This window comes from Cellulomonas sp. Leaf334, from assembly GCF_001424195.1.
GTDB lineage: Bacteria > Actinomycetota > Actinomycetes > Actinomycetales > Cellulomonadaceae > Cellulomonas.
Genome location: NZ_LMOO01000011.1, coordinates 23,246 through 41,221, shown reverse-complemented (window position 1 = coordinate 41,221; position 17,976 = coordinate 23,246). Strand labels below are relative to the sequence as shown.

Below are 17,976 nucleotides of genomic sequence, written 5' to 3'. Positions count from 1 at the left end.
TACAGTGGTCAAGCCGGCGCCGGTGCGTCCTGCTCGTCGGCGTGGGCGACGTGCCGGAGCTGGTGCCAGATGAGGACGACGAAGATCGCCGACCCGACGAACGCGAACCAGAACGGCGCCGTCACGCCGTAGCGCTGGGCGAGCAGCCCACCGATCGCGGCGCCGACCACCAGCCCGCCGAACACGCCCACCAGGTTCACGCTGCCGACCCGCCCCTGCAGCTGCCTCGGCACCGCCCGCTGCCGGATCGTCACCGACGTCGTCCCCCACACGAACGCGTGCGCGCCGAAGACGAAGAACACGACCAGCGCGAACCACGGGGTCGTCGTCAGGGCGAGGGCCAGGTGCGTGAGGGTCTCGATGATCAGGCCGATCCGCATGAGGTTCGCCAGGCTGACGCGACGCGTGATCCAGCCGTAGGACACGGTCCCGACGAGCCCGCCGAGTGCCATGACGGTCGTGATGAGCCCGAACCCGATCGCCCCCAGCCCCAGCTGCTCCCGCGCGTACAGGACCAGCACCGACCAGGCTGCGCCGAACGTCACGTTGAAGATGAGGATCGTCAGCACCAGCGTCCGCACCGCCGCGTGGTGGCGCACCCAGCGGACGCCCTCGGCGATGTCGTGCCGGATCTGTGTCGCGTGCTTCTCGGCCCGGTGCGGAGGCAGGACCACCCGGGAGACCAGCACCGCGCCCGCGGCGACCAGCACGGCCTCGGCCGCGAACGGCCACGCCTGCCCGACGGCGAACAGGAACGCCCCCAGCGGCGGACCGACGAGCTGGTTGACGGTGACGAACCCGGCCATGATCCGGCTGTTCGCCAGGGCCAGGTCGTCGCGCTGCACCAGCATCGGCACGAGCGTGCTCGACGCGTTGTCGGCGAACGTCTCCGCGGTGCCCAGGACGAACATCGCCACGAGCACGAGCCAGATGGTCGCGACGTCGACCGCGACCGCCGTGGCGAGCAGCACCAGGACCAGGGTCCGCAACGAGTCGACGACGATCACCAGCCGCCGGCGGTCCAGCCGGTCCGTCACCGCACCGGCCCACAGCCCGAACAGCAGGGGCGGCAGCCACTGGAGCAGCGCCGCCAGCGCGACGAGGAACGCGTCGTCCGTGCGCGACGCCACCAGCAGCGGACCGGCCGCCAGGACGAGCCCGTCGCCGAGGTTCGTGCTCCACGACGAGGCCAGCAGCCACCGGAACCCGGTGCCCAGCCTGCGAGGGACGACGGTGTCCAGGATCCGGCTCACGATGGCCAGACGGTAGTGCGTCGGCCGGTACGGGTCACACCTGATTGTCTGCCGCGTCGCGGTACCAGCCGACGAACCCCTCGCCCGGGGAGCCCAGGTGCTCAGAGCGACGAGAACCCGCCGTCCGACGCGATCGTCTGACCCGTCACCCAGTCGGCCTCGTCGCTGAGCAGCCAGGCGATCAGGCGGGCCGTGTCCGCCGGGGTGCTCCACCGCCCGCCGGGGCTGTGGGCGCTCACGGCAGCACGCGCGGCGTCGTCGGCGTAGCCGGTGTCGTTCGGGCCGGGGTTCACGCAGTTGACCGTGATGCCGCGGGGCATCAGGTGCACCGCGAGGCTCGCGGTCAGCTCGTGCAGAGCGGCCTTCGACGCGATGTACGGCAGCTCGTCGGGCATCGCACCCCGGTACTGACCGGACGTGAAGACGACGACGCGCCCGCCGGCAGCGTCGTCGTGGCGCGCCGCGAACGCCTGCACGAGCAGCAGGGTGGCCCGCGTGTTCACCGCGTAGGACAGGTCGATCTCCGCGGCGGTGAGCTGCTCCAGGTTCTGCCCGGAGCTGCGCGCGTGGTTGGCGACGACCGCGTCCAGGCGGCCGAACGCGTCGTGCGCGGCGTCGACCAGCGCGTGCGGGGCTGCCGGGTCGGCGAGGTCCATCGACACGTGCTCGACGGTCCCGCCCGCCGCGCGCAGCTCGTCGACCAGCGCCTCGACCCCGCCCTCGTCGGCACCCCACGGCTGCTCCGCGTCGTGCGGCGACCAGGAGTGCAGGAGCACCGTGGCGCCGTCGGCGACCAGGCGGCGGGCGACCCCGGCGCCGATCGCGATGCGCCGGCTGGCGCCGGTGACCAGGACGACGCGTCCGTCGAGAGCGGGCATGTGCTGAACCTCCAAGGGATCGGGCGGCGTCACTCTGACAGCACACGGACGTGCAGGCCATCGGTATTCCCGTCGGGCGGCGTGACGACACGGCCTCCCGGCCCGTCGCCCGTCGTCACCCGCCGGGTAGCGCCACGACCCGGTCGGGGCGCCCGTCGGAACCCGTCGAGCGGCAGCCGCGTTGGACCAGGAACCGACACGAGAGGTGAGACGTATGGGATTCCTCGACCGGTTCCTGGGTCGCGACGACCAGCCGAGCGACCAGCCGCCCGCGCAGCCGTCAGGCCGGTACGGCGACCGGCCGACCTCCGACGAGGCGGCCGTCGAGCGCTACCGCTACCTGCTGCGCACGGCGCCACCCGACGCGATCGAGCAGGCGCACGCCGAGGCCTTCGCGCAGCTCACGCCCGAGCAGCGTCGGCAGGTGCTGGACGGGCTCGCGCACGACGTGCCCGAGGCCGAGCGGGCGCAGTCCGACGACCCGCGCGCCCTCGCCCGGATGGCGACCCGCGCCGAGATGCGCGCGCCCGGCACGCTCGAGAACCGGTTCGGCGGCGGTGGTGTCGGCATGGGCGGGATGCTCGCCGGCAGCCTGCTGGCCAGCGTCGCCGGGGCGTTCGTGGGCACCGCCATCGCGGACAGCTTCTTCGACCTGTCGGACGGGGGCGGCACCGACCCCGCGGCCGACGGTGGCGGGGACGTCGCCGCGGACGCGGGCGGGGACACCGGCTTCGACGGAGGGTTCGGCGGCGACTTCGGGGGCGACTTCGGCGGCGGCGACTTCTGACCGTGTGAGCGGTCGACGCCCGGACCGGTGTGAGCGGTCGACGCCCGGACCGGTGTGAGCGGTCGACGTCCGGACCGGTGTGAGCGGTCGACGTCCGGACCGTCAGCGGCCGGCTCGTACCGCCGCCCCGACGATCGGCACCAGCTCGATCGGCGGCCTCGGGTCGGTGGACAGCCGGGCGTGCGTCTCGACGTCGTACCGGTCGCTTCCGTAGCGCAGCTTCGACCGTTCGATGCCCTCGGCGGCGAACCCAGCCGCGGTGGCGACCCGGCACGACGCCGGGTTGTTCACGCGGTGCCCGAGCTCGATCCGGAACAGGCCGAGGGTGTCGAACGCGTGGGCGGCGATCGTGGCGAGCGCGCGGGAGGCCAACCCGTGCCCGCGCCGGCTCGCGGTCACCCAGTACGACGCCCACGCGGAGTCGTTCCGGCGCTCGATGTGGCTGAGCGCGACGTGGCCGACCGCGACGCCGTCGACCCGGATCGCGAACGCGACCGTCCCGTCGTCGTCGGTGAGGTACTGCGCGATGTACGTGCGGGCTGCGGCACGCGATCCGACCTCCTCCCCGAGCTGGACGGCGAGCTCGGGGCTCTCCCCGACGGCGACGGTGAGCGAGTCGGCGTCGGAGGTCGACCAGGGGCTGAGCGAGACGTTCACCGGGCGGAGGGTCCGAACCGGCCCGACACCGCCTGCCAGCCGGGCGGCGGGTCCTCGCCGACGCGCCCGTCGACCGCCTCCCGCAGCAGGTCCGCGTGCCCGGTGTGCCGCCCGTACTCCTCGACGAGGTCGAACAGGAGCCGGCGCAGGTTCGCGGGCTTGCCGTCGGAGTCGGCCAGGTCGACCGCGTGGTCGAGCCCTCCGGCCGTCAGGGCCGCACCGAGCCGGTCCCGGGACCTGCGGACGGCGCCGTCCCAGTACGAGTAGAGCTCGTCGGGGGTGTCGTCGGCCGCCGTGCTGAACAGCCAGTCGTTGTCCCCCCGCCACTCGGTGGACTCCCACGGCTCACCGATCCGCCCGCCGGTCAGCCTGACCGTGAACTGGAGGTCCTCCACGGCAGCGAGGTGCTTGAGCAGGCCTCCGAGGGTGAGGTCCGACGACGGTATCCGGGCGCTGAGCCCGGTGGCGTCGAGCTCGTCGACCTTCCAGCGGAACGTCGCACGCAGCCGTTCGAGGGCGCCGACCAGGTGCTCCAGCTCGGTGCCCGCCATCGGGGGCTCCCACCAGTAGTCCTCCATCCCTGCACCCTAGGACCGTGGGTCGAGGAGCGCGTCGAACGGTGCGGTCGGCACGACGCCCTGCACGGCCCGCGCGAGCTCGTCGTCGAGCGTCACCAGGTAGTCCGCCTGCAGCCGGGTCAGCGCGACGTACTCGGCGGCGTACGTCGACTCCCAGCCGAGCTCGTCGGCGACCGTCCAGGCGACCTTGCGCAGGACGCCGTCGCCGAGCAGTCGGATCTTCGTCCGGTTCAGTCGCGCCAGCCGCTCGCGCGCGTCCGCGGCGGAGAGCTCGCCGCGGTGCACGGCCTCGTGCATCGCGGACAGCGCCTGCGACCGCAGGAGCGTCGGTGCGAGGAGCTCGTGGGCGGCGGGCAGCGGTGCGTCGGTCGCTGCGAGCCGGAGGGCAGCGCCCGCGTCGACGACGAACTTGGTCATCCGGGCATCGTCGCACCGGGGTCCGACACCAGGCGAGGATCCGTGTTCTCATCGGGGTATGACCAGCACCGTCGTGATGAGAACGCTCAGCTGGCTCCATCGCGCGGGCGTCAAGGTGAGCGGGGGCCGGTTCGGCGGGACGCTGGTCGGGCTGCCCTCGCTGGAGCTCGTGACCGTCGGGCGTCGGTCGGGCAGGCCGCGGTCGTCGATGCTGACCGCTCCGCTCACGTTCGGGGAGACCCTGGTGGTCGTCGCGTCGGCGGGAGGCAACGACGAGCACCCGGCCTGGTTCCTCAACCTGCGCGACCACCCGCAGGTGACGGTGTCGCTCACGGGTCGACCGCCCGTCCCGATGGTCGCGCGCGTGGCGACGCCCGACGAGCGGCAGGAGCTCTGGCCGCGGATCGTCGAGGCGCTGCCCAACTACGCGCGGTACCAGGAGCGCACGTCGCGGGTCATCCCGGTCGTCTTCCTCGAGCCGGTCTGAGCGTCAGCGGCCCCGGTTAGGGTCGCGCCATGATCAGGACTCTTGCCGTCGAGGGGTACCGCAGCCTGCGCTCCCTGACCGTGGGGCTCGGTGCCCTGACGGTCGTCACCGGCGCCAACGGGAGCGGCAAGACGAGCGTGTACCGGGCCCTGCGCCTGCTCGCCGAGGTCGCGCGCGACGGTGCCGTCTCCTCCCTCGCGCGCGAGGGCGGGATGCGCTCCGCGGTGCACGCCGGCCGCCGGTCGGACGGGCCGGTCGCGGTCCGGCTGGGGGTCGCGACGGAGGACCTCTCCTACGCGATCGACCTCGGGCTGCCACAGCTGGGACCGTTCACGCTCGACCCGGAGATCAAGTCCGAGGTCGTCTGGGCAGGTCCGGTGCTGCGCCCGTCGACGGTCCTGACGGAGCGCACCGGGTCGCGCGTCCGGACGCGCGACGACGCGGGCGCCTGGACGACCGTGCCGCTGACCGTGAACGCCCACGAGTCGGTGATGGCGCTGCTCGCGGACCCGGCGGCCACCCCCGACCTGTTCGCGCTGCGGGAGCAGGCCCGCCGCTGGCGCTTCTACGACCACCTGCGCACCGACGCGGACAGCCCGGCTCGTCGCCCGGGCGTCGCGACGTTCACGCCCGTCCTGTCGCCGACCGGCGACGACCTCGCCGCGGCGCTGCTGACCATCGAGCGGACGGGCGACGCGGACGCGCTGCAGGCGTCGGTCGACGTCGCCTTCCCGGGCTCCCGGCTGGTCGTCACCGAGGACGACGACGGCGTGTGCCGGGTCGCGATGACGCAGCCAGGCCTGCGCCGACCGCTCTCCGCGGCGGAGCTGTCCGACGGCACCCTCACGTTCCTGCTGCTCGTCGCGGCGGCGCACGCGACCCGCCCCCCGGACCTCCTGGTCCTCAACGAGCCGGAGTCGAGCCTGCACCCGAGCCTGATGCCCGCCGTCGGTGCCCTCGTCGCGTCCGCCGCCGAGCGGTCGCAGGTGCTCGTCGTGACGCACGCCGGCGACCTGGTCCGCGCGCTGCGCACGGCCGACGCCACGACGATCGAGCTCACCAAGGGGGCGGGCGCGACCGCGGTGGAGGGTGCCGGCGTGCTCGACGGGCCGGCCTGGACGTGGCCGAAGCGCTGACTGCGCCGAACGACCGGACCGACGTTGCGCGACCCGCCCGGATCGCGCTTACCGCTATAACGTTTCGTCGGGTAGTCGGACGGCTGTCCGGCATGCCACGGTCGCGCAGTCCGGATGTCCGACCAGGGAGTCGTCATGCCGCTCGTCCGTCCCGCACGACTCCGCGCGGTGCTTCTCGCGCTCACCCTCCTCCTCGTCCCGCTGCTCGCGACCCCGGCGCAGGCCGCCGACAAGACCGTCTGGATCCCCGAGCGCTGGCGCACGACCAACGAGGTCGCGTGGGCGGACAACCGCAAGGCGGAGTCGGAGAACTTCGTCGTCCTGTGGGGCGAGCTGTCGGGCACGTCGCCCACCACGGCGCCCAGCGCGTACCGGTTCGACCCGGCGAACGTGCTGCGCGAGCTCGAGAGCGCGTACTCGTTCTACATCGACGACATGAGGTTCACGCCCGAGACGGGCCTGCTCGCCCAGCACAAGATCATCGTCATCATCACGAACACCTGGTCCAGCAACCCGAACCTCAACGCCTGGGCGACGGGCGGCTCCACCGACGGCCGCGTCGGCGTCATCAACCTCGCGCCCGGCGCCGCGCAGCCCGGGTCGTGGGGGCTCGTCCACGAGCTCGCGCACGTGCTGCAGAACTACACGTTCCTCGGCCGGTCCGGCGTCGGGTTCACGCACGCGTCGGCCGGCACGTTCTGGGAGAGCAGCGCCGAGTTCATGGCGATGCAAGCCCTGCCTGGTCAGGGCGCCGGTGACCTCACGCGCTTCATCCGCACCGAGAACCTGCCGTACTCGTCCAGCCGGCACCACTACGGCGCCTGGATGCTGCTGCAGTCCATCACCGAGAAGCGCGGCCTGGCGTTCTTCAACCGCATCTGGAACGAGGCGCGCAGCACCGAGCACCCGCTGGAGACGTACAAGCGCATCGCGGGACTCACGCAGGACCAGCTCGGCGCGGAGATCGCGCAGTACGCGATGCGGAATGTCACCTGGGACTACGCCAACGCTGCCGACGTCACGCCGTTCATCAACCGGCTGTACCCGTTCGTCGTGCCGCAGAGCCTGGTGCAGGTCGAGGCCGTGAACGCCTCCCAGCAGCACTTCGCGGTGCCCGACGGGATCGCCCCCGGCGCGTTCGGCTACACCAAGATCAAGCTCGTCCCGTCGTCCTCGGGCGCGCTCGTCCGGCTGCACCTCAAGGGTCACGTCGACCCGAACGGCGGCTCCGGCTGGTCGTACGGGTTCGTCGGCGTGACCGGCGGCGTCGCCCGGTACAGCCCGGTCACGCAGGGCACCGACACCGAGGCCACGTTCCAGACGCGCGCCGGTGAGCAGGTGTACCTCGTCGTGTCCGGCACCCCGACCGCCGTCCCCAAGCACGGGTTCCTCGACGGTTACCCGAAGAACTTCCGGTACCCCTTCGAGTTCCGCATCGACGGCGCCCTGCCGTCCGGCCACGAGCCTGGGTTCACGCGCGGCACCGCACCCGGTGGCGGTCGCTGGCACGCCAACGGAGGCGGGTGGGTCGACTCGCGCGCGTCGGTCGCGTCGACCGCGTACGTCGGACCGAACGCCGCCGTCTACGGCCGCTCGACCGTCAGCGGCACCGCGCGGATCGAGGGTCTGGCCTGGGTCAACGACGGCGGCACGGTCAGCGGCAGCGCCGTCGTGCGCGACTCGGCGCTCATCCAGGGCGGGGTCTCCATCGGCGGGACGGCCGTCGTGGGCGGTGACGCCGAGCCGTCGGGCACGTGCACGTCCGGCACCTACCTCACGTTCAACCCCGACCGGCGGTGCGACGGCGGCGCGGGCGAGACGGACGTGAACCGCGCGCACGGCCGCTTCACCAGCGCGGAGCTGGCGATCACGGGCACGGTGACCCCGACTCCGACCCCGACGGTCACGCCGACCCCCACGGCCACCCCGACACCCACCCCGACACCGACGCGGACGGCAACCCCCACCCCGACGCCCACGCCGACCCCGACAGCCCCCGCCGGTCGCTCCTGCACAGCCGCCTACACGGTGACGAGCACCTGGCCGGGCGGCTTCGTCGCCACGGTCCGGGTCACCGCCGGGTCGCAGGCGATCGACGGCTGGGCGGTCTCGATCGGCCTGCCGTCCGGCGCCGTCGTGCACCACTGGAGCAGCGAGGTCCTGAGCGCGGCACCCCTGACCCTGGGCCCGTCGGCGTGGAACTCCCGGGTTGCCGCCGGTGGCAGCGTCGAGATCGGGTTCCAGGGCACGGGCTCGTCGCAAGCGACGTCCGTGAGCTGCGCGGCTCGCTGAGTCGCCGGCCGGGCGTGCAGGCCCGGCCGGTCCGGGGGTGCCGACACCGGACCGGTCGGACCGTGATGGCGGCAGGCCGGCGACCGGTCGACCGAGGTCACTGCGGGACGGCGTCCGGTGGTCGCGCGACGTAGGCGGTCTTCGCGTCGCCGGACAGGCCGCAGGACCGGTAGAACGCGTGCGTCGCCGGGCTGCGCGAGCCGGTCAGGAGCATCGCCTTGTAGCAGTCGGCAGCCCACGCAGCGGCCAGGGTGCCGGCCATCACCTGCTTGCCGAGCCCGCGGCCGCGCAGGCTCTCGTCGACGACGACGTTCTCGACGACCGCGTAGGGGGACGCTCCGCGGGTCAGGTTCGGGATGACGTTGAGGTACGTCGTCGCGACGACGGCCCCGTCGACCTCGAGGACGAAGAGGTGCAGACCCGGTGACGCGAGGATCTGGTGGAACACCGCGGCGGCATCCTCCGGGATCGCGTCGGCCGGGTGCAGCTGGCGGTACAGCCGCAGGAGGTCGGGCAGGTCGTCCGGTCGCGCCTCGCGGAACATGCCCGCACGGTATCCGGGCTGTGCCGGACGGGGGAGCGGTGGCAGCCTGGAGCACCATGAGCGTGACGCGGGCGCAGTACTGGGACGGGCAGGCGCCCAACTACGACCGGACCACGGCGTTCCTCGAGCCCCGCCTGTTCGCGCCCGCCCGCCGCTGGATCGCCGAGCGGGTGTCCGGCAGGACTCTGGAGGTCGGCGTCGGCACCGGCGCGAACCTGCCCTACTACGCCGGTCAGGTCACCGACCTGACGATCGTCGACGTGAGCCCGGCGATGCTGCGGGCGGCCTCGGCGAGAGCCGCGACCGTCGGTGTCCCGGTGCGGGTGGTGCAGGCCGACGCCGCGCACCTCGGCCTGCCCGACGCCTCGTTCGACACGGTGGTGTGCACGTTCTCGATGTGCTGCGTCGTCGACGAGCTCGCGGTGCTGCGGGAGCTCGCGCGGGTGCTCCGGCCGGGTGGTCGGTTGCTCATGGCCGACCACGTCGAGTCCTCGGCACGGCTCGGCCGCGGCGTCCAGCGGGTGCTCGACCGGGTGACGCCGGACCACGCGGGGGAGCACCACCGGCGGCGCCCGCTGCTGCTCGTGGAGCAGGCAGGGCTCACGCCCGTGGAGACCGTCGCATCGCGGTGGCGGCTGGTCGAGCAGTTCGCGGCGACCCGGTGAGGGAGTGCAGCGACGGCCTCTGGGGTTGTGCACCGGAGAGAGTGACTGTACAGTCACTCACATGATCTTGAGCACCGCCGAGCTGCGGATCCCCGTCGTCACCGCCAGTGCGGTGCGCGAGTTCGCCCGCGGCGGGTACCACGGCACGACGATTGCGGACGTCGCCCGAGCGGCCCGCATCTCGCCCGCCTACGTGTTCAAGCTGTTCCCCAGCAAGGAGCGCCTGTTCGTCGCCGCGCTCGAGGACTGCTTCCGGCAGATCGTCGAGAGCCTGACCATCGGCGCCGACGAGTCGGGGGAGACCGACCCCGACGCGGTCCTCGACGCGATGGGCGGGGCCTACGCCGAGCTCATCAGCGACCGGTCGCTGCTCATGCTCCAGGTCCACGCCCAGTCGGTGGCCGACATCCCGGAGATCGGGCAGGCGCTGCGGACGGGCCTGGCCTCGGTGGTCCGTCTGGCCAAGACCCGGTCGGGCGCGAGCGACTCCGCGGTCCAGCGCTTCATCGCGTTCGGGCAGCTCTGCCACCTGATCGTCACGACCGGCATCGACGACGTCCCCGACGAGTGGGCGTCCATCGTCTCGGCCGGCATCCGCCACCCGCTCTGACCGCACCCGATCCCTGAACCTGAACTCGCCCTTTCCGCCAGTGAGTGACTAGTCACTCTATCCACCCGAAGGAGAAGTCCCATGTCCGTGCAGACAGCCCGCACCACCCGTCGCACCCCGCGCTCCGTCCTGATCTCCGCGTGGGCCGTCCCCGTGCTCGTCCTCGGCCAGTTCTCGATGGTCGCCGTCGTGCCGGTCCTGCTCGTCCTCGTCGGCACCCTGCGTCACCCGGAGCTCCGCTCGCTGCGGCCCTACAGCGCGGCGCTCGCGGCGACCTACGCGACGCCGCTCGCGATCTGGATCCTGCGTCCCGACGGCGCCGCCAGCCTGTCCAAGGACATGCACCCGGTGTTCCTGGTCCTCATCGTGGCGGCCGCCGCCGCACTGCTCGTGAAGCTCCACACCCGCCCGACCACCACGTCCGAGGAGATCTGATGACCACCCGAGCCACCACCACCGAGATCGTCCTGCCCGGCCTGGTCGAGCCCGACGGCCTGCTCGTCCACGAACGCGCCCTGCCCGAGCCCGCGGCCGGACAGGTGCTCGTCCGGGTCGACGCGACGGGGGTGTCGTTCGCGGAGCAGCAGATGCGTCGCGGCAAGTACTACGACCAGCCGCCCTTCCCGTTCGTCCCCGGCTACGACCTCGTCGGCACCGTGCAGGCCGTCGGTGCGGGTGTCGACCCGGCACGGATGGGCGAGCGGGTGGCCGCCGTCGTCAAGACCGGCGCCTGGTCCACGCACCTGCTGGTCGACGCCGACCACCTCGTCCCCGTGCCCGACGGCATCGACCCCGCCGACGCGGAGACGGTCGTCGTCAACGGCATCACGGCCTGGCAGATGCTGCACCGCATCGCCCGGGTGCAGCGCGGACAGACGATCGTGGTGCTCGGCGCCAACGGAGGCGTCGGCTCGACGCTCGTGCAGCTCGCGACCGACGCCGGCATCACGGTCATCGGCACCGCCTCGGAGCGCCACCACGACCACGTCCGCAGGCTCGGCGCGACACCCGTCGACTACCGCGCCCCCGACCTCGCCGACCGCTTGCGCGCACTGGCGCCCGAGGGTGTCGACGCGGTGTTCGACCACGTCGGCGGTACCGGCCTCGGGGACTCCTGGCGGCTCTTGCGTCGCGGCGGCACCCTCGTCTCCTACGGCACCGCGGCGACCAAGGACGACGCCGGGAGGTCCCAGCTCCCCGTGCTGGCCCTCGTCGGCCGGCTGATGCTCTGGAACGTCCTGCCCAACGGCCGGCGCGCGCACTTCTACAACTTCTGGGCCGGTCGCCGCCGCTCGACGCGCTTCCACCGGCGTCTGCGCGAGGACCTGACCCAGGTGTTCCAGCGGCTGGCCGCCGGCACCCTGGAGCCGCAGGTCGCCGCGCGGCTCCCGCTCGCCGAGGCCGGCCGCGCGCTGGCGCTCGCCGAGTCGCACACGGTCGCGGGCAAGGTCGTGCTGCTGCCCTGACAGGACACGAGCCGAACGGGCCCGCGACCGGGGGGCGAGCAGGTACGGTGCACGCGATCGGGCGTCCGGCTCGTTCCTCGTGCCTGGTCGTCGAAGGGACACACCGACGTGTCGACGGAGCTCGCCATCTCGACCCGCGGTCTGCGCAAGACGTACCGCAGCCGCACCGGGCAGAGGTCCGTCGCCGTCGGCGGCCTCGACCTGGACGTCCCCGTCGGCGGCGTGCACGGGTTCCTCGGCCCCAACGGGGCGGGCAAGACGACGACAATCCGGATGCTGCTGGGCCTGATCCGTGCGGACTCGGGGACCATGACGGTGTTCGGCCAAGCGGTGCCCGAGCGGCTGCCAAACGTCATCGGCCGCGTCGGCGCGATCGTCGAGCAGCCGAAGTTCTTCCCCAGCTTCTCCGGCCGCAAGAACCTCACGATGCTCGCGCGCGCGATCGACGCCCCGACGACGCTCGTCGACGTGGTGCTCTCGGACGTCGGGCTGCTCGACCGGGCCGACGACCGCTACAAGGGCTACTCCCTCGGCATGAAGCAGCGCCTCGCCATCGCGGCCACGCTGCTCAAAGACCCGGACCTGCTGATCTTCGACGAGCCGACGAACGGCCTGGACCCCGCGGGCATCCGCGAGATCCGCGGGACCATGCGCGGCCTCGCCGACCGCGGGAAGACCGTCCTGGTGTCCAGCCACATCCTGGCCGAGGTCGAGCAGGTGGCCGACACCGTCTCGATCATCGCCCGGGGCGAGCTCATCGCGAGCGGGAGCGTCGCCGACCTGATCGGGGCAGGGGCGGCCGGGACCGTGCGGGTGGGGATCGCCGACGTGCCTCGCGCGCAGCAGGTGCTCGGTGCGCAGGGCTGGACCGTCCGCTCCGAGGGGCGGTACCTCCTGGTCGACGGCGGGGTGCCCCCGGCGAGCATCACCGAGGCGCTCGCGGCGCAGCGGCTGTTCGTCGACGAGCTGGTGCCCGTCCGTGTCGACCTGGAGTCCGTCTTCCTCGAGCTCACGGCCGGTCGTGGTCCCGGGACCCACGCGCCGCCACCCGCCGGTGAGCACAGACCCGCGCACCACGCCGAGGAGGCGTCATGAGCCGGCTGCTGCGGGTCGAGCTCGACCGGTTCGCGTCCCGCACGCTGATCCGGCTCGGGGTCGTCGGCGTCCTGGTCATCTGCTGCCTGGGCGTCGTGAACGCCTGGCAGTCCGCCTCCCCGCCGACCGATGCCGAGCTGGACCAGGCGCAGGTCTACTACGAGCAGGCCCTCGAGGACTGGGAGGCCGACGGCGAGCAGTGGGTGGCCGACTGCGAGGAGGCTGAGGCAGCCGACAAGGAGATCTCGGACAACCCGGACGCCGTGGACTACGGCTGCGACTCGATGGAGCCGAAGCTGGAGAACTGGGTGGGTTCCCCGCCGTCCTTCGAGGTGGACACGTCCGCCCTGCTCACGTCGATGTCGGCCCTCTTCGTGCTGGCACCCCTGCTCCTCGCTGGGAGCTTCGTCTCGGCCGAGTTCTCGACCGGGTCCATCGGCAACTGGCTGACCTTCGCCCCGCGCCGGACCCGGGTGTACCTGAGCAAGGTGCTCGCCGCCGGGCTGGCGACCATCCCCGTGGCTGCGGTCGGTGTCGCGATCGTGCTCGGTGGGTCGTGGGCGTTCTACCGGTACTTCGACACGCTCGACGGCACGCCCGCGAGCGATCTGAGCTCCCCCATCGACGTGGCCCTGCGCATCGTTGCCCTGGCACCCGTGGTCGCGGTGATCGGTGCGGCGCTGGGCTTCCTGGCGCGGCACACCGCGGCGGTGCTGGGCGTCGTGCTCGCGTGGCTCGTGCTGGTCGAGGTGATCCTGGTCGGCCGGGTGCAGGAGCTGCAGCCGTGGGCGCTCATCACGAACGTGACGGCCTGGGTCGAGGGATCGACCGAGTACTACGTGACGCAGTGCACGGTGGACGCGACCGGGCAGTCCTGCCAGAGCGTCGCGCACGTGGTCTCGCAGACGCAGGGCGCGATCTACCTGGGTGTCCTCGCGGTGGTCGTCGCGGGCATCGCCCTGCTCGTGTTCCGCCGCCGCGACGTCGGCTGACCGGCCACGCCGAACCGCCTGCCTGACCGGCCGGCCTGGCTGGCCGGCCGGCCCGGCTGACCGGCCGGCGGGCTACCGCGTGATGCCGTGCCGGCGGGCCAGGTGCTCGCCGGTGAGGGAGTCGGAGACGGACACCAGGTCGGCAGGCGGGCCGGCGAAGACGACGCGGCCACCGTCGGCACCGGCACCCGGGCCGAGGTCGAGCACGTGGTCGGCGCGGGAGATCACGTCGAGGTTGTGCTCGATGACGATGACGGTGGAGCCGGCGTCGACGAACCGGTCGATGAGGCCGATCAGCCGGTCGACGTCGGACATGTGCAGGCCGGTGGTCGGCTCGTCGAGGACGTAGACGTCGGCGGGGGAGGCCAGCTCGATGGCGAGCTTGAGGCGCTGGCGCTCGCCGCCGGACAGGGTGGACAGGGGCTGACCGAGGGTCAGGTAGCCGATGCCGACGTCGTCCATCGCGGCGAGCGTGGACGCGAGCGCCTTCTCGGTGCGGTCAGTGAAGAACGCTCGCGCCTCCACGACCGACATCTCGAGCACGTCCGCGATCGACTTCTCCCGCAGCGTGTAGCCGAGCACCTCCTCGGTGTACCGGCGACCGCCGCAGAGCTCGCACGTGGACTTCATCGGCTCGAAGTTGCCGAGGTCGGTGTAGATGATGCCGAGCCCGCCGCACTCGGGGCAGGCGCCCTCGGAGTTGGCGCTGAACAGGGCGGGCTTGACGCCGTTGGCCTTGGCGAACAGCTTGCGGATGGTGTCGAGCATGCCCGTGTACGTCGCCGAGTTGGACCGCCGCGAGCCGCGCGTGGTGGCCTGGTCGACCACGACGATGTCCGGGAACCGCTTGGGCAGGACCCCGCGGATCAGCGAGCTCTTGCCGGAGCCCGCCACGCCGGTGACGACGGTGAGGACGCCGCGCGGGATGTCGACGGACACGTCCTGCAGGTTGTGCAGGGTCGCTCCCGTGAGCGACAGCGCGCCGTCGGAGGACCGCACGTCCGTCTTCAGCGGCTGGTGGCTGGTCAGGTGGTTCCCGGTGAGCGTGCCCGACGTCCGCAGCCCTTCGAGGTCTCCGGCGTACACGACCTCGCCGCCCGCGCCGCCGGCCCCGGGACCCATGTCGATGATGTGGTCCGCGATCTCGATGACCTCGGGCTTGTGCTCCACCACCAGGACGGTGTTGCCCTTGGCCCGCAGCTGCACGAGCAGCTCGTTCATCCGGTGCACGTCGTGCGGGTGCAGCCCGACGGACGGCTCGTCGAACACGTAGGTGACGTCGGTCAGCGCCGACCCCAGGTGCCGGACCATCTTGACCCGCTGCGACTCCCCGCCGGACAGGCTGGTGGACTCCCGGCTGAGCGACAGGTACCCGAGCCCGATGTGCACCAGCGCGTCGAGCCTGTCCGCGAGGTCGTCGAGCATCGGCTTGTGCTCGGGCGAGTCGAGCCCGCGGATGAACGGCGCCAGGTCGCTGACCTGCATGTCCGCGCACTCGGCGATCGACCGGCCGCCCACCAGGGACCCGCGGGCGGCCTCGTTCAGCCGAGAGCCTCCGCACGCCGGGCACGGACCGCGGGTCGAGATGCGCTCGACCGCGGCCCGGGCGTGCGGCTGCAGCTGCTCCGGGTTCTTGGTCAGGACGAGCCGCTTCAGCTTGGGGATCAGCGCCTCGTACGTGAGCGACATCCCGGAGACGGCGACCTTGGTGCCCTTCTTCGGCGCGTCGTCGGGACCGTAGAGGAACATCCGACGCTGCTCCGGGGTGAACGACCCCACGGGCTGGTCCGGCGGGTAGAACCCGCACTCGGCGTAGACCTTCCAGTACCAGGAGTCGACCTGGAAGTTCGGGAAGTCGATCGCCCCCTCCAGCAAGGACTTCCGGGGGTCGACGAGGGCGTCCTCGTCGATGGCCGCGACGTTCCCGATGCCCTCGCAGTCGGGACACATGCCGCGCGGGTCGTTGAACGAGAACGCGATCGGGGTGCCCAGGTTCGGCACGCCCATCCGCGACCACACCCGGCGCATCCCGGCGTACGTGTCGGTCGCGGTGCCGACGGTCGAGCGCGACGACCCACCCATCGGCTGCTGGTCGACCACGATCGACGCGGTCAGCCCGGTGAGCTCGTCGGCCTCCGGCTGCGGCGACTGCGGCAGGAAGTTCTGGATGAACGCCGAGTGGGTCTCGTTCAGCAGGCGCTGGCTCTCCGCCGCGATGGTGTCGAACGCCAACGACGACTTGCCCGAGCCGGACACCCCCGTGAACACGGTGATCTGGCGCTTGGGCACGTCGACGTCGACGCCCTTGAGGTTGTTCTCCCGACCACCACGGATCCGGATAGCGTCGTGCACAGAGTTCTCCTTGAAGATCGAGGTCGTCATCGGCCCAGCCGAGTCCAGCGCCGCACGGCCAGTGTGGCAAACACCACCGACAGGACCACCGGCCACACGACGGCCAGCAGGATCGCGTTCTCGGTGGCGGGGCCGTTGCCGAACAGCTCGCGCGTCGCGGCGACGGTCGCCGTGATCGGGTTCCACGCCGAGAGCACCTGGATCCAGCCGGGCATCGTGGTGATCGGCACGAACGCGTTCGACAGGAACACGAACGGCCACACGAGGATCTGGACCGCCATCACACCGCCCTGCCCGCGGAACAGCAGCCCGAGGTAGATCCCGACCCAGAGGAACGCGAACCGCAGGAGCAGCAGCAGGGCGACGCCGACCAGGGCGTTCCCGACGCCCTCGTGGATCCGCCACCCGATGACCAGGCCGGCGACGAGCAGCACCGCGAGGCTGACGACGCTGGCGAGCATGTCGGCCGTCGCCCGACCGAGCAGCACCGCGATGCGGGACATCGGCAGCGACCGGAATCGGTCGGTCACGCCGCGCTGCACGTCCTCCGAGACCGTCGTCATGGTCGTCTCGAGGCCGAACGCCATGGTCACGGCGAGCATGCCGGGGAACAGGAACTCGATGTAGCCGCCGGGCACGTCGATGGCACCGCCGAGCAGGAACCCGAACATGAGCAGGAGCAGGATCGGGAACGCGAGCCCGATGACCAGTCCCCACGGCTGGCGGCGCCAGTGCCCGAGGTCGCGCAGGGTCACGGTCCAGGAGTCGCGCAGGGCCCAGGTCATGAGGCCTCCTTCGTCGAGCCGGTCAGGTGCAGGAACACTTCGTCGAGCGTCGGACGGCGCAGGATCACGTCGTCGACGACGATCCCCGCGTCGTCGAGCGTCCGGACCACGTACGTGAGCGCGGCCATGCGGTCGGTGACCGTCGCGGTGACGCGACGGCCGTCGAGGTCCGTCTCGGCGTCCTGTGCGACGGCCCGGAGTGCGGAGTGCGCCGAAGGCAGGTCGGCCTCGTCGCGGACGACGACGTCGAGCCGGTCCTGCCCGATGGACGCCTTGAGCGCGTCGGGCGTGCCCTCCGCGGCGACGCGGCCGTGGTTCAGCACGGTCACCTGCGACGCGAGCTGGTCGACCTCCTCCAGGTACTGCGTGGTGAGCAGCACCGCGGTGCCGCCGGCGACGAGGGCCCGGACCGACTGCCACACCTCGCGGCGCCCGCTGGGGTCGAGGCCCGTGGTCGGCTCGTCGAGCAGCAGCACGGTCGGGTCCAGGACCAGGCCGGCCGCGAGGTCGAGCCGACGCCGCATCCCGCCGGAGTAGGTGGAGACGGGGCGCTCGGCGGCGTCGACGAGGTCGAACTGCTCCAGCAGCGCGTCGGCCCGCCGTCGGGCCTGCCGGGTGCCCAGGTGGGACAGGCGGCCGAACATCACCAGGTTGTCCCGGCCGCCCAGGATCTCGTCGACGGCCGCGTGCTGCCCGACGAGCCCGACGTGCCGACGCACCTGCGCGGCCTGGCGGACCACGTCGTACCCGGCGACGGTCGCGGTGCCGCCGTGCGGGTCCAGGAGCGTGGAGAGGATCCGGACCGTGGTCGTCTTGCCGGCGCCGTTGGGGCCGAGCAGCCCGTGCACCGTCCCGGCGTCGACCGTGAGGTCGAGACCGTCGAGAACCGTGGTCTCGCCGTACCTGCGCGTGAGTCCTGTCGTCCTGATCGCCATGCGTCCTCCCGAGGGCTAGTCGTACAGTGTACGACAAGGAACGCAGA

General features: G+C 72.3%; 19 protein-coding genes. 10 read left to right on the top strand and 9 right to left on the bottom strand.

The annotated features are described in order from the left end of the window. Nucleotides 1–8 precede the first annotated feature (8 nt). Together ASF78_RS21545 and ASF78_RS21540 are read right to left on the bottom strand one after the other, a co-directional pair. Nucleotides 9–1,253 (bottom strand): MFS transporter, encoded by a 1,245-nt coding sequence (locus ASF78_RS21545; RefSeq protein ID WP_056594667.1) that lies wholly within the window; start codon nucleotides 1,251–1,253, stop codon nucleotides 9–11. Nucleotides 1,254–1,354: 101 nt separating this feature from the next. Next, on the bottom strand, nucleotides 1,355–2,131 hold the full coding sequence (locus ASF78_RS21540) for an SDR family oxidoreductase (RefSeq protein WP_056594665.1): 777 nt from the start codon (nucleotides 2,129–2,131) through the stop codon (nucleotides 1,355–1,357). A 214-nt stretch (nucleotides 2,132–2,345) separates the two neighbouring features. Between ASF78_RS21540 and ASF78_RS21535 the strand changes: the two genes are divergently transcribed. Beyond that, nucleotides 2,346–2,918, top strand: coding sequence for a hypothetical protein (locus ASF78_RS21535; protein WP_056594662.1), 573 nt, complete (start codon nucleotides 2,346–2,348; stop codon nucleotides 2,916–2,918). A 102-nt stretch (nucleotides 2,919–3,020) separates the two neighbouring features. On the opposite strand, the gene ASF78_RS21530 is transcribed toward ASF78_RS21535, so the two are convergent. From ASF78_RS21530 to ASF78_RS21520, 3 genes are read right to left on the bottom strand one after another with little or no spacing between them, the layout of a single operon-like run. Beyond that, entirely contained in the window at nucleotides 3,021–3,575 is a 555-nt protein-coding gene (locus ASF78_RS21530; RefSeq protein ID WP_056594661.1) for a GNAT family N-acetyltransferase, read from the bottom strand. Next, nucleotides 3,572–4,153 (bottom strand): DUF664 domain-containing protein, encoded by a 582-nt coding sequence (locus ASF78_RS21525; RefSeq protein WP_056594658.1) that lies wholly within the window; start codon nucleotides 4,151–4,153, stop codon nucleotides 3,572–3,574. Before ASF78_RS21525 ends, ASF78_RS21530 begins: the two co-directional genes overlap by 4 nt. A 9-nt stretch (nucleotides 4,154–4,162) precedes the next feature. Beyond that, nucleotides 4,163–4,570, bottom strand: coding sequence for a type II toxin-antitoxin system VapC family toxin (locus ASF78_RS21520; protein WP_056594655.1), 408 nt, complete (start codon nucleotides 4,568–4,570; stop codon nucleotides 4,163–4,165). A gap of 58 nt (nucleotides 4,571–4,628) precedes the next feature. Here ASF78_RS21520 and ASF78_RS21515 point away from each other — a divergent pair, with 58 nt between their 5' ends. The 3 genes from ASF78_RS21515 (at nucleotide 4,629) to ASF78_RS23200 (ending at nucleotide 8,485) form a co-directional block, all read left to right on the top strand. Next, on the top strand, nucleotides 4,629–5,057 hold the full coding sequence (locus ASF78_RS21515) for a nitroreductase/quinone reductase family protein (protein WP_056594652.1): 429 nt from the start codon (nucleotides 4,629–4,631) through the stop codon (nucleotides 5,055–5,057). 29 nt (nucleotides 5,058–5,086) lie between these two features. Continuing rightward, complete coding sequence (locus tag ASF78_RS21510) at nucleotides 5,087–6,193, top strand: AAA family ATPase (protein ID WP_056594649.1); 1,107 nt, start codon at nucleotides 5,087–5,089, stop codon at nucleotides 6,191–6,193. A gap of 135 nt (nucleotides 6,194–6,328) precedes the next feature. Beyond that, complete coding sequence (locus tag ASF78_RS23200) at nucleotides 6,329–8,485, top strand: DUF6055 domain-containing protein (protein ID WP_082495312.1); 2,157 nt, start codon at nucleotides 6,329–6,331, stop codon at nucleotides 8,483–8,485. Between the two features lie 97 nt (nucleotides 8,486–8,582). On the opposite strand, the gene ASF78_RS21500 is transcribed toward ASF78_RS23200, so the two are convergent. Further along, entirely contained in the window at nucleotides 8,583–9,029 is a 447-nt protein-coding gene (locus ASF78_RS21500) for a GNAT family N-acetyltransferase (protein ID WP_056594646.1), read from the bottom strand. Between the two features lie 56 nt (nucleotides 9,030–9,085). On the opposite strand from ASF78_RS21500, the gene ASF78_RS21495 reads away from it, so the two are divergent. From ASF78_RS21495 to ASF78_RS21470, 6 genes are all read left to right on the top strand, one after another. After that, the gene (locus tag ASF78_RS21495; RefSeq protein WP_056594643.1) at nucleotides 9,086–9,694 is read left to right on the top strand and encodes a class I SAM-dependent methyltransferase; all 609 of its coding nucleotides are present in this window, start codon (nucleotides 9,086–9,088) and stop codon (nucleotides 9,692–9,694) included. A gap of 61 nt (nucleotides 9,695–9,755) precedes the next feature. Further along, a complete protein-coding gene (locus tag ASF78_RS21490) occupies nucleotides 9,756–10,304 on the top strand; it encodes a TetR/AcrR family transcriptional regulator (protein WP_056594640.1) in 549 nt (182 codons plus the stop codon). Between the two features lie 81 nt (nucleotides 10,305–10,385). Continuing rightward, on the top strand, nucleotides 10,386–10,739 hold the full coding sequence (locus tag ASF78_RS21485; protein WP_056594638.1) for a hypothetical protein: 354 nt from the start codon (nucleotides 10,386–10,388) through the stop codon (nucleotides 10,737–10,739). Continuing rightward, a complete protein-coding gene (locus tag ASF78_RS21480) occupies nucleotides 10,739–11,770 on the top strand; it encodes a medium chain dehydrogenase/reductase family protein (RefSeq protein ID WP_056594635.1) in 1,032 nt (343 codons plus the stop codon). The genes ASF78_RS21485 and ASF78_RS21480 overlap by 1 nt, the downstream gene beginning before the upstream one ends. Before the next feature lie 108 nt (nucleotides 11,771–11,878). Further along, a complete protein-coding gene (locus ASF78_RS21475) occupies nucleotides 11,879–12,865 on the top strand; it encodes an ABC transporter ATP-binding protein (protein WP_056594631.1) in 987 nt (328 codons plus the stop codon). After that, the gene (locus tag ASF78_RS21470) at nucleotides 12,862–13,857 is read left to right on the top strand and encodes an ABC transporter permease (RefSeq protein ID WP_056594628.1); all 996 of its coding nucleotides are present in this window, start codon (nucleotides 12,862–12,864) and stop codon (nucleotides 13,855–13,857) included. The genes ASF78_RS21475 and ASF78_RS21470 overlap by 4 nt, the downstream gene beginning before the upstream one ends. A 72-nt stretch (nucleotides 13,858–13,929) precedes the next feature. Here ASF78_RS21470 and ASF78_RS21465 read toward each other — a convergent pair whose 3' ends face one another. The 3 genes from ASF78_RS21465 to ASF78_RS21455 are packed head-to-tail and all read right to left on the bottom strand — an operon-like array spanning nucleotide 13,930 to nucleotide 17,929. Then, nucleotides 13,930–16,239, bottom strand: coding sequence for an excinuclease ABC subunit UvrA (locus tag ASF78_RS21465; protein ID WP_200940700.1), 2,310 nt, complete (start codon nucleotides 16,237–16,239; stop codon nucleotides 13,930–13,932). Beyond that, nucleotides 16,236–16,994: an ABC transporter permease gene (locus tag ASF78_RS21460; protein ID WP_056594625.1), complete on the bottom strand. Its 759-nt coding sequence runs from the start codon at nucleotides 16,992–16,994 to the stop codon at nucleotides 16,236–16,238. The genes ASF78_RS21465 and ASF78_RS21460 overlap by 4 nt, the downstream gene beginning before the upstream one ends. Continuing rightward, entirely contained in the window at nucleotides 16,991–17,929 is a 939-nt protein-coding gene (locus ASF78_RS21455; RefSeq protein ID WP_056594622.1) for an ATP-binding cassette domain-containing protein, read from the bottom strand. The genes ASF78_RS21460 and ASF78_RS21455 overlap by 4 nt, the downstream gene beginning before the upstream one ends. Nucleotides 17,930–17,976: the final 47 nt, after the last annotated feature.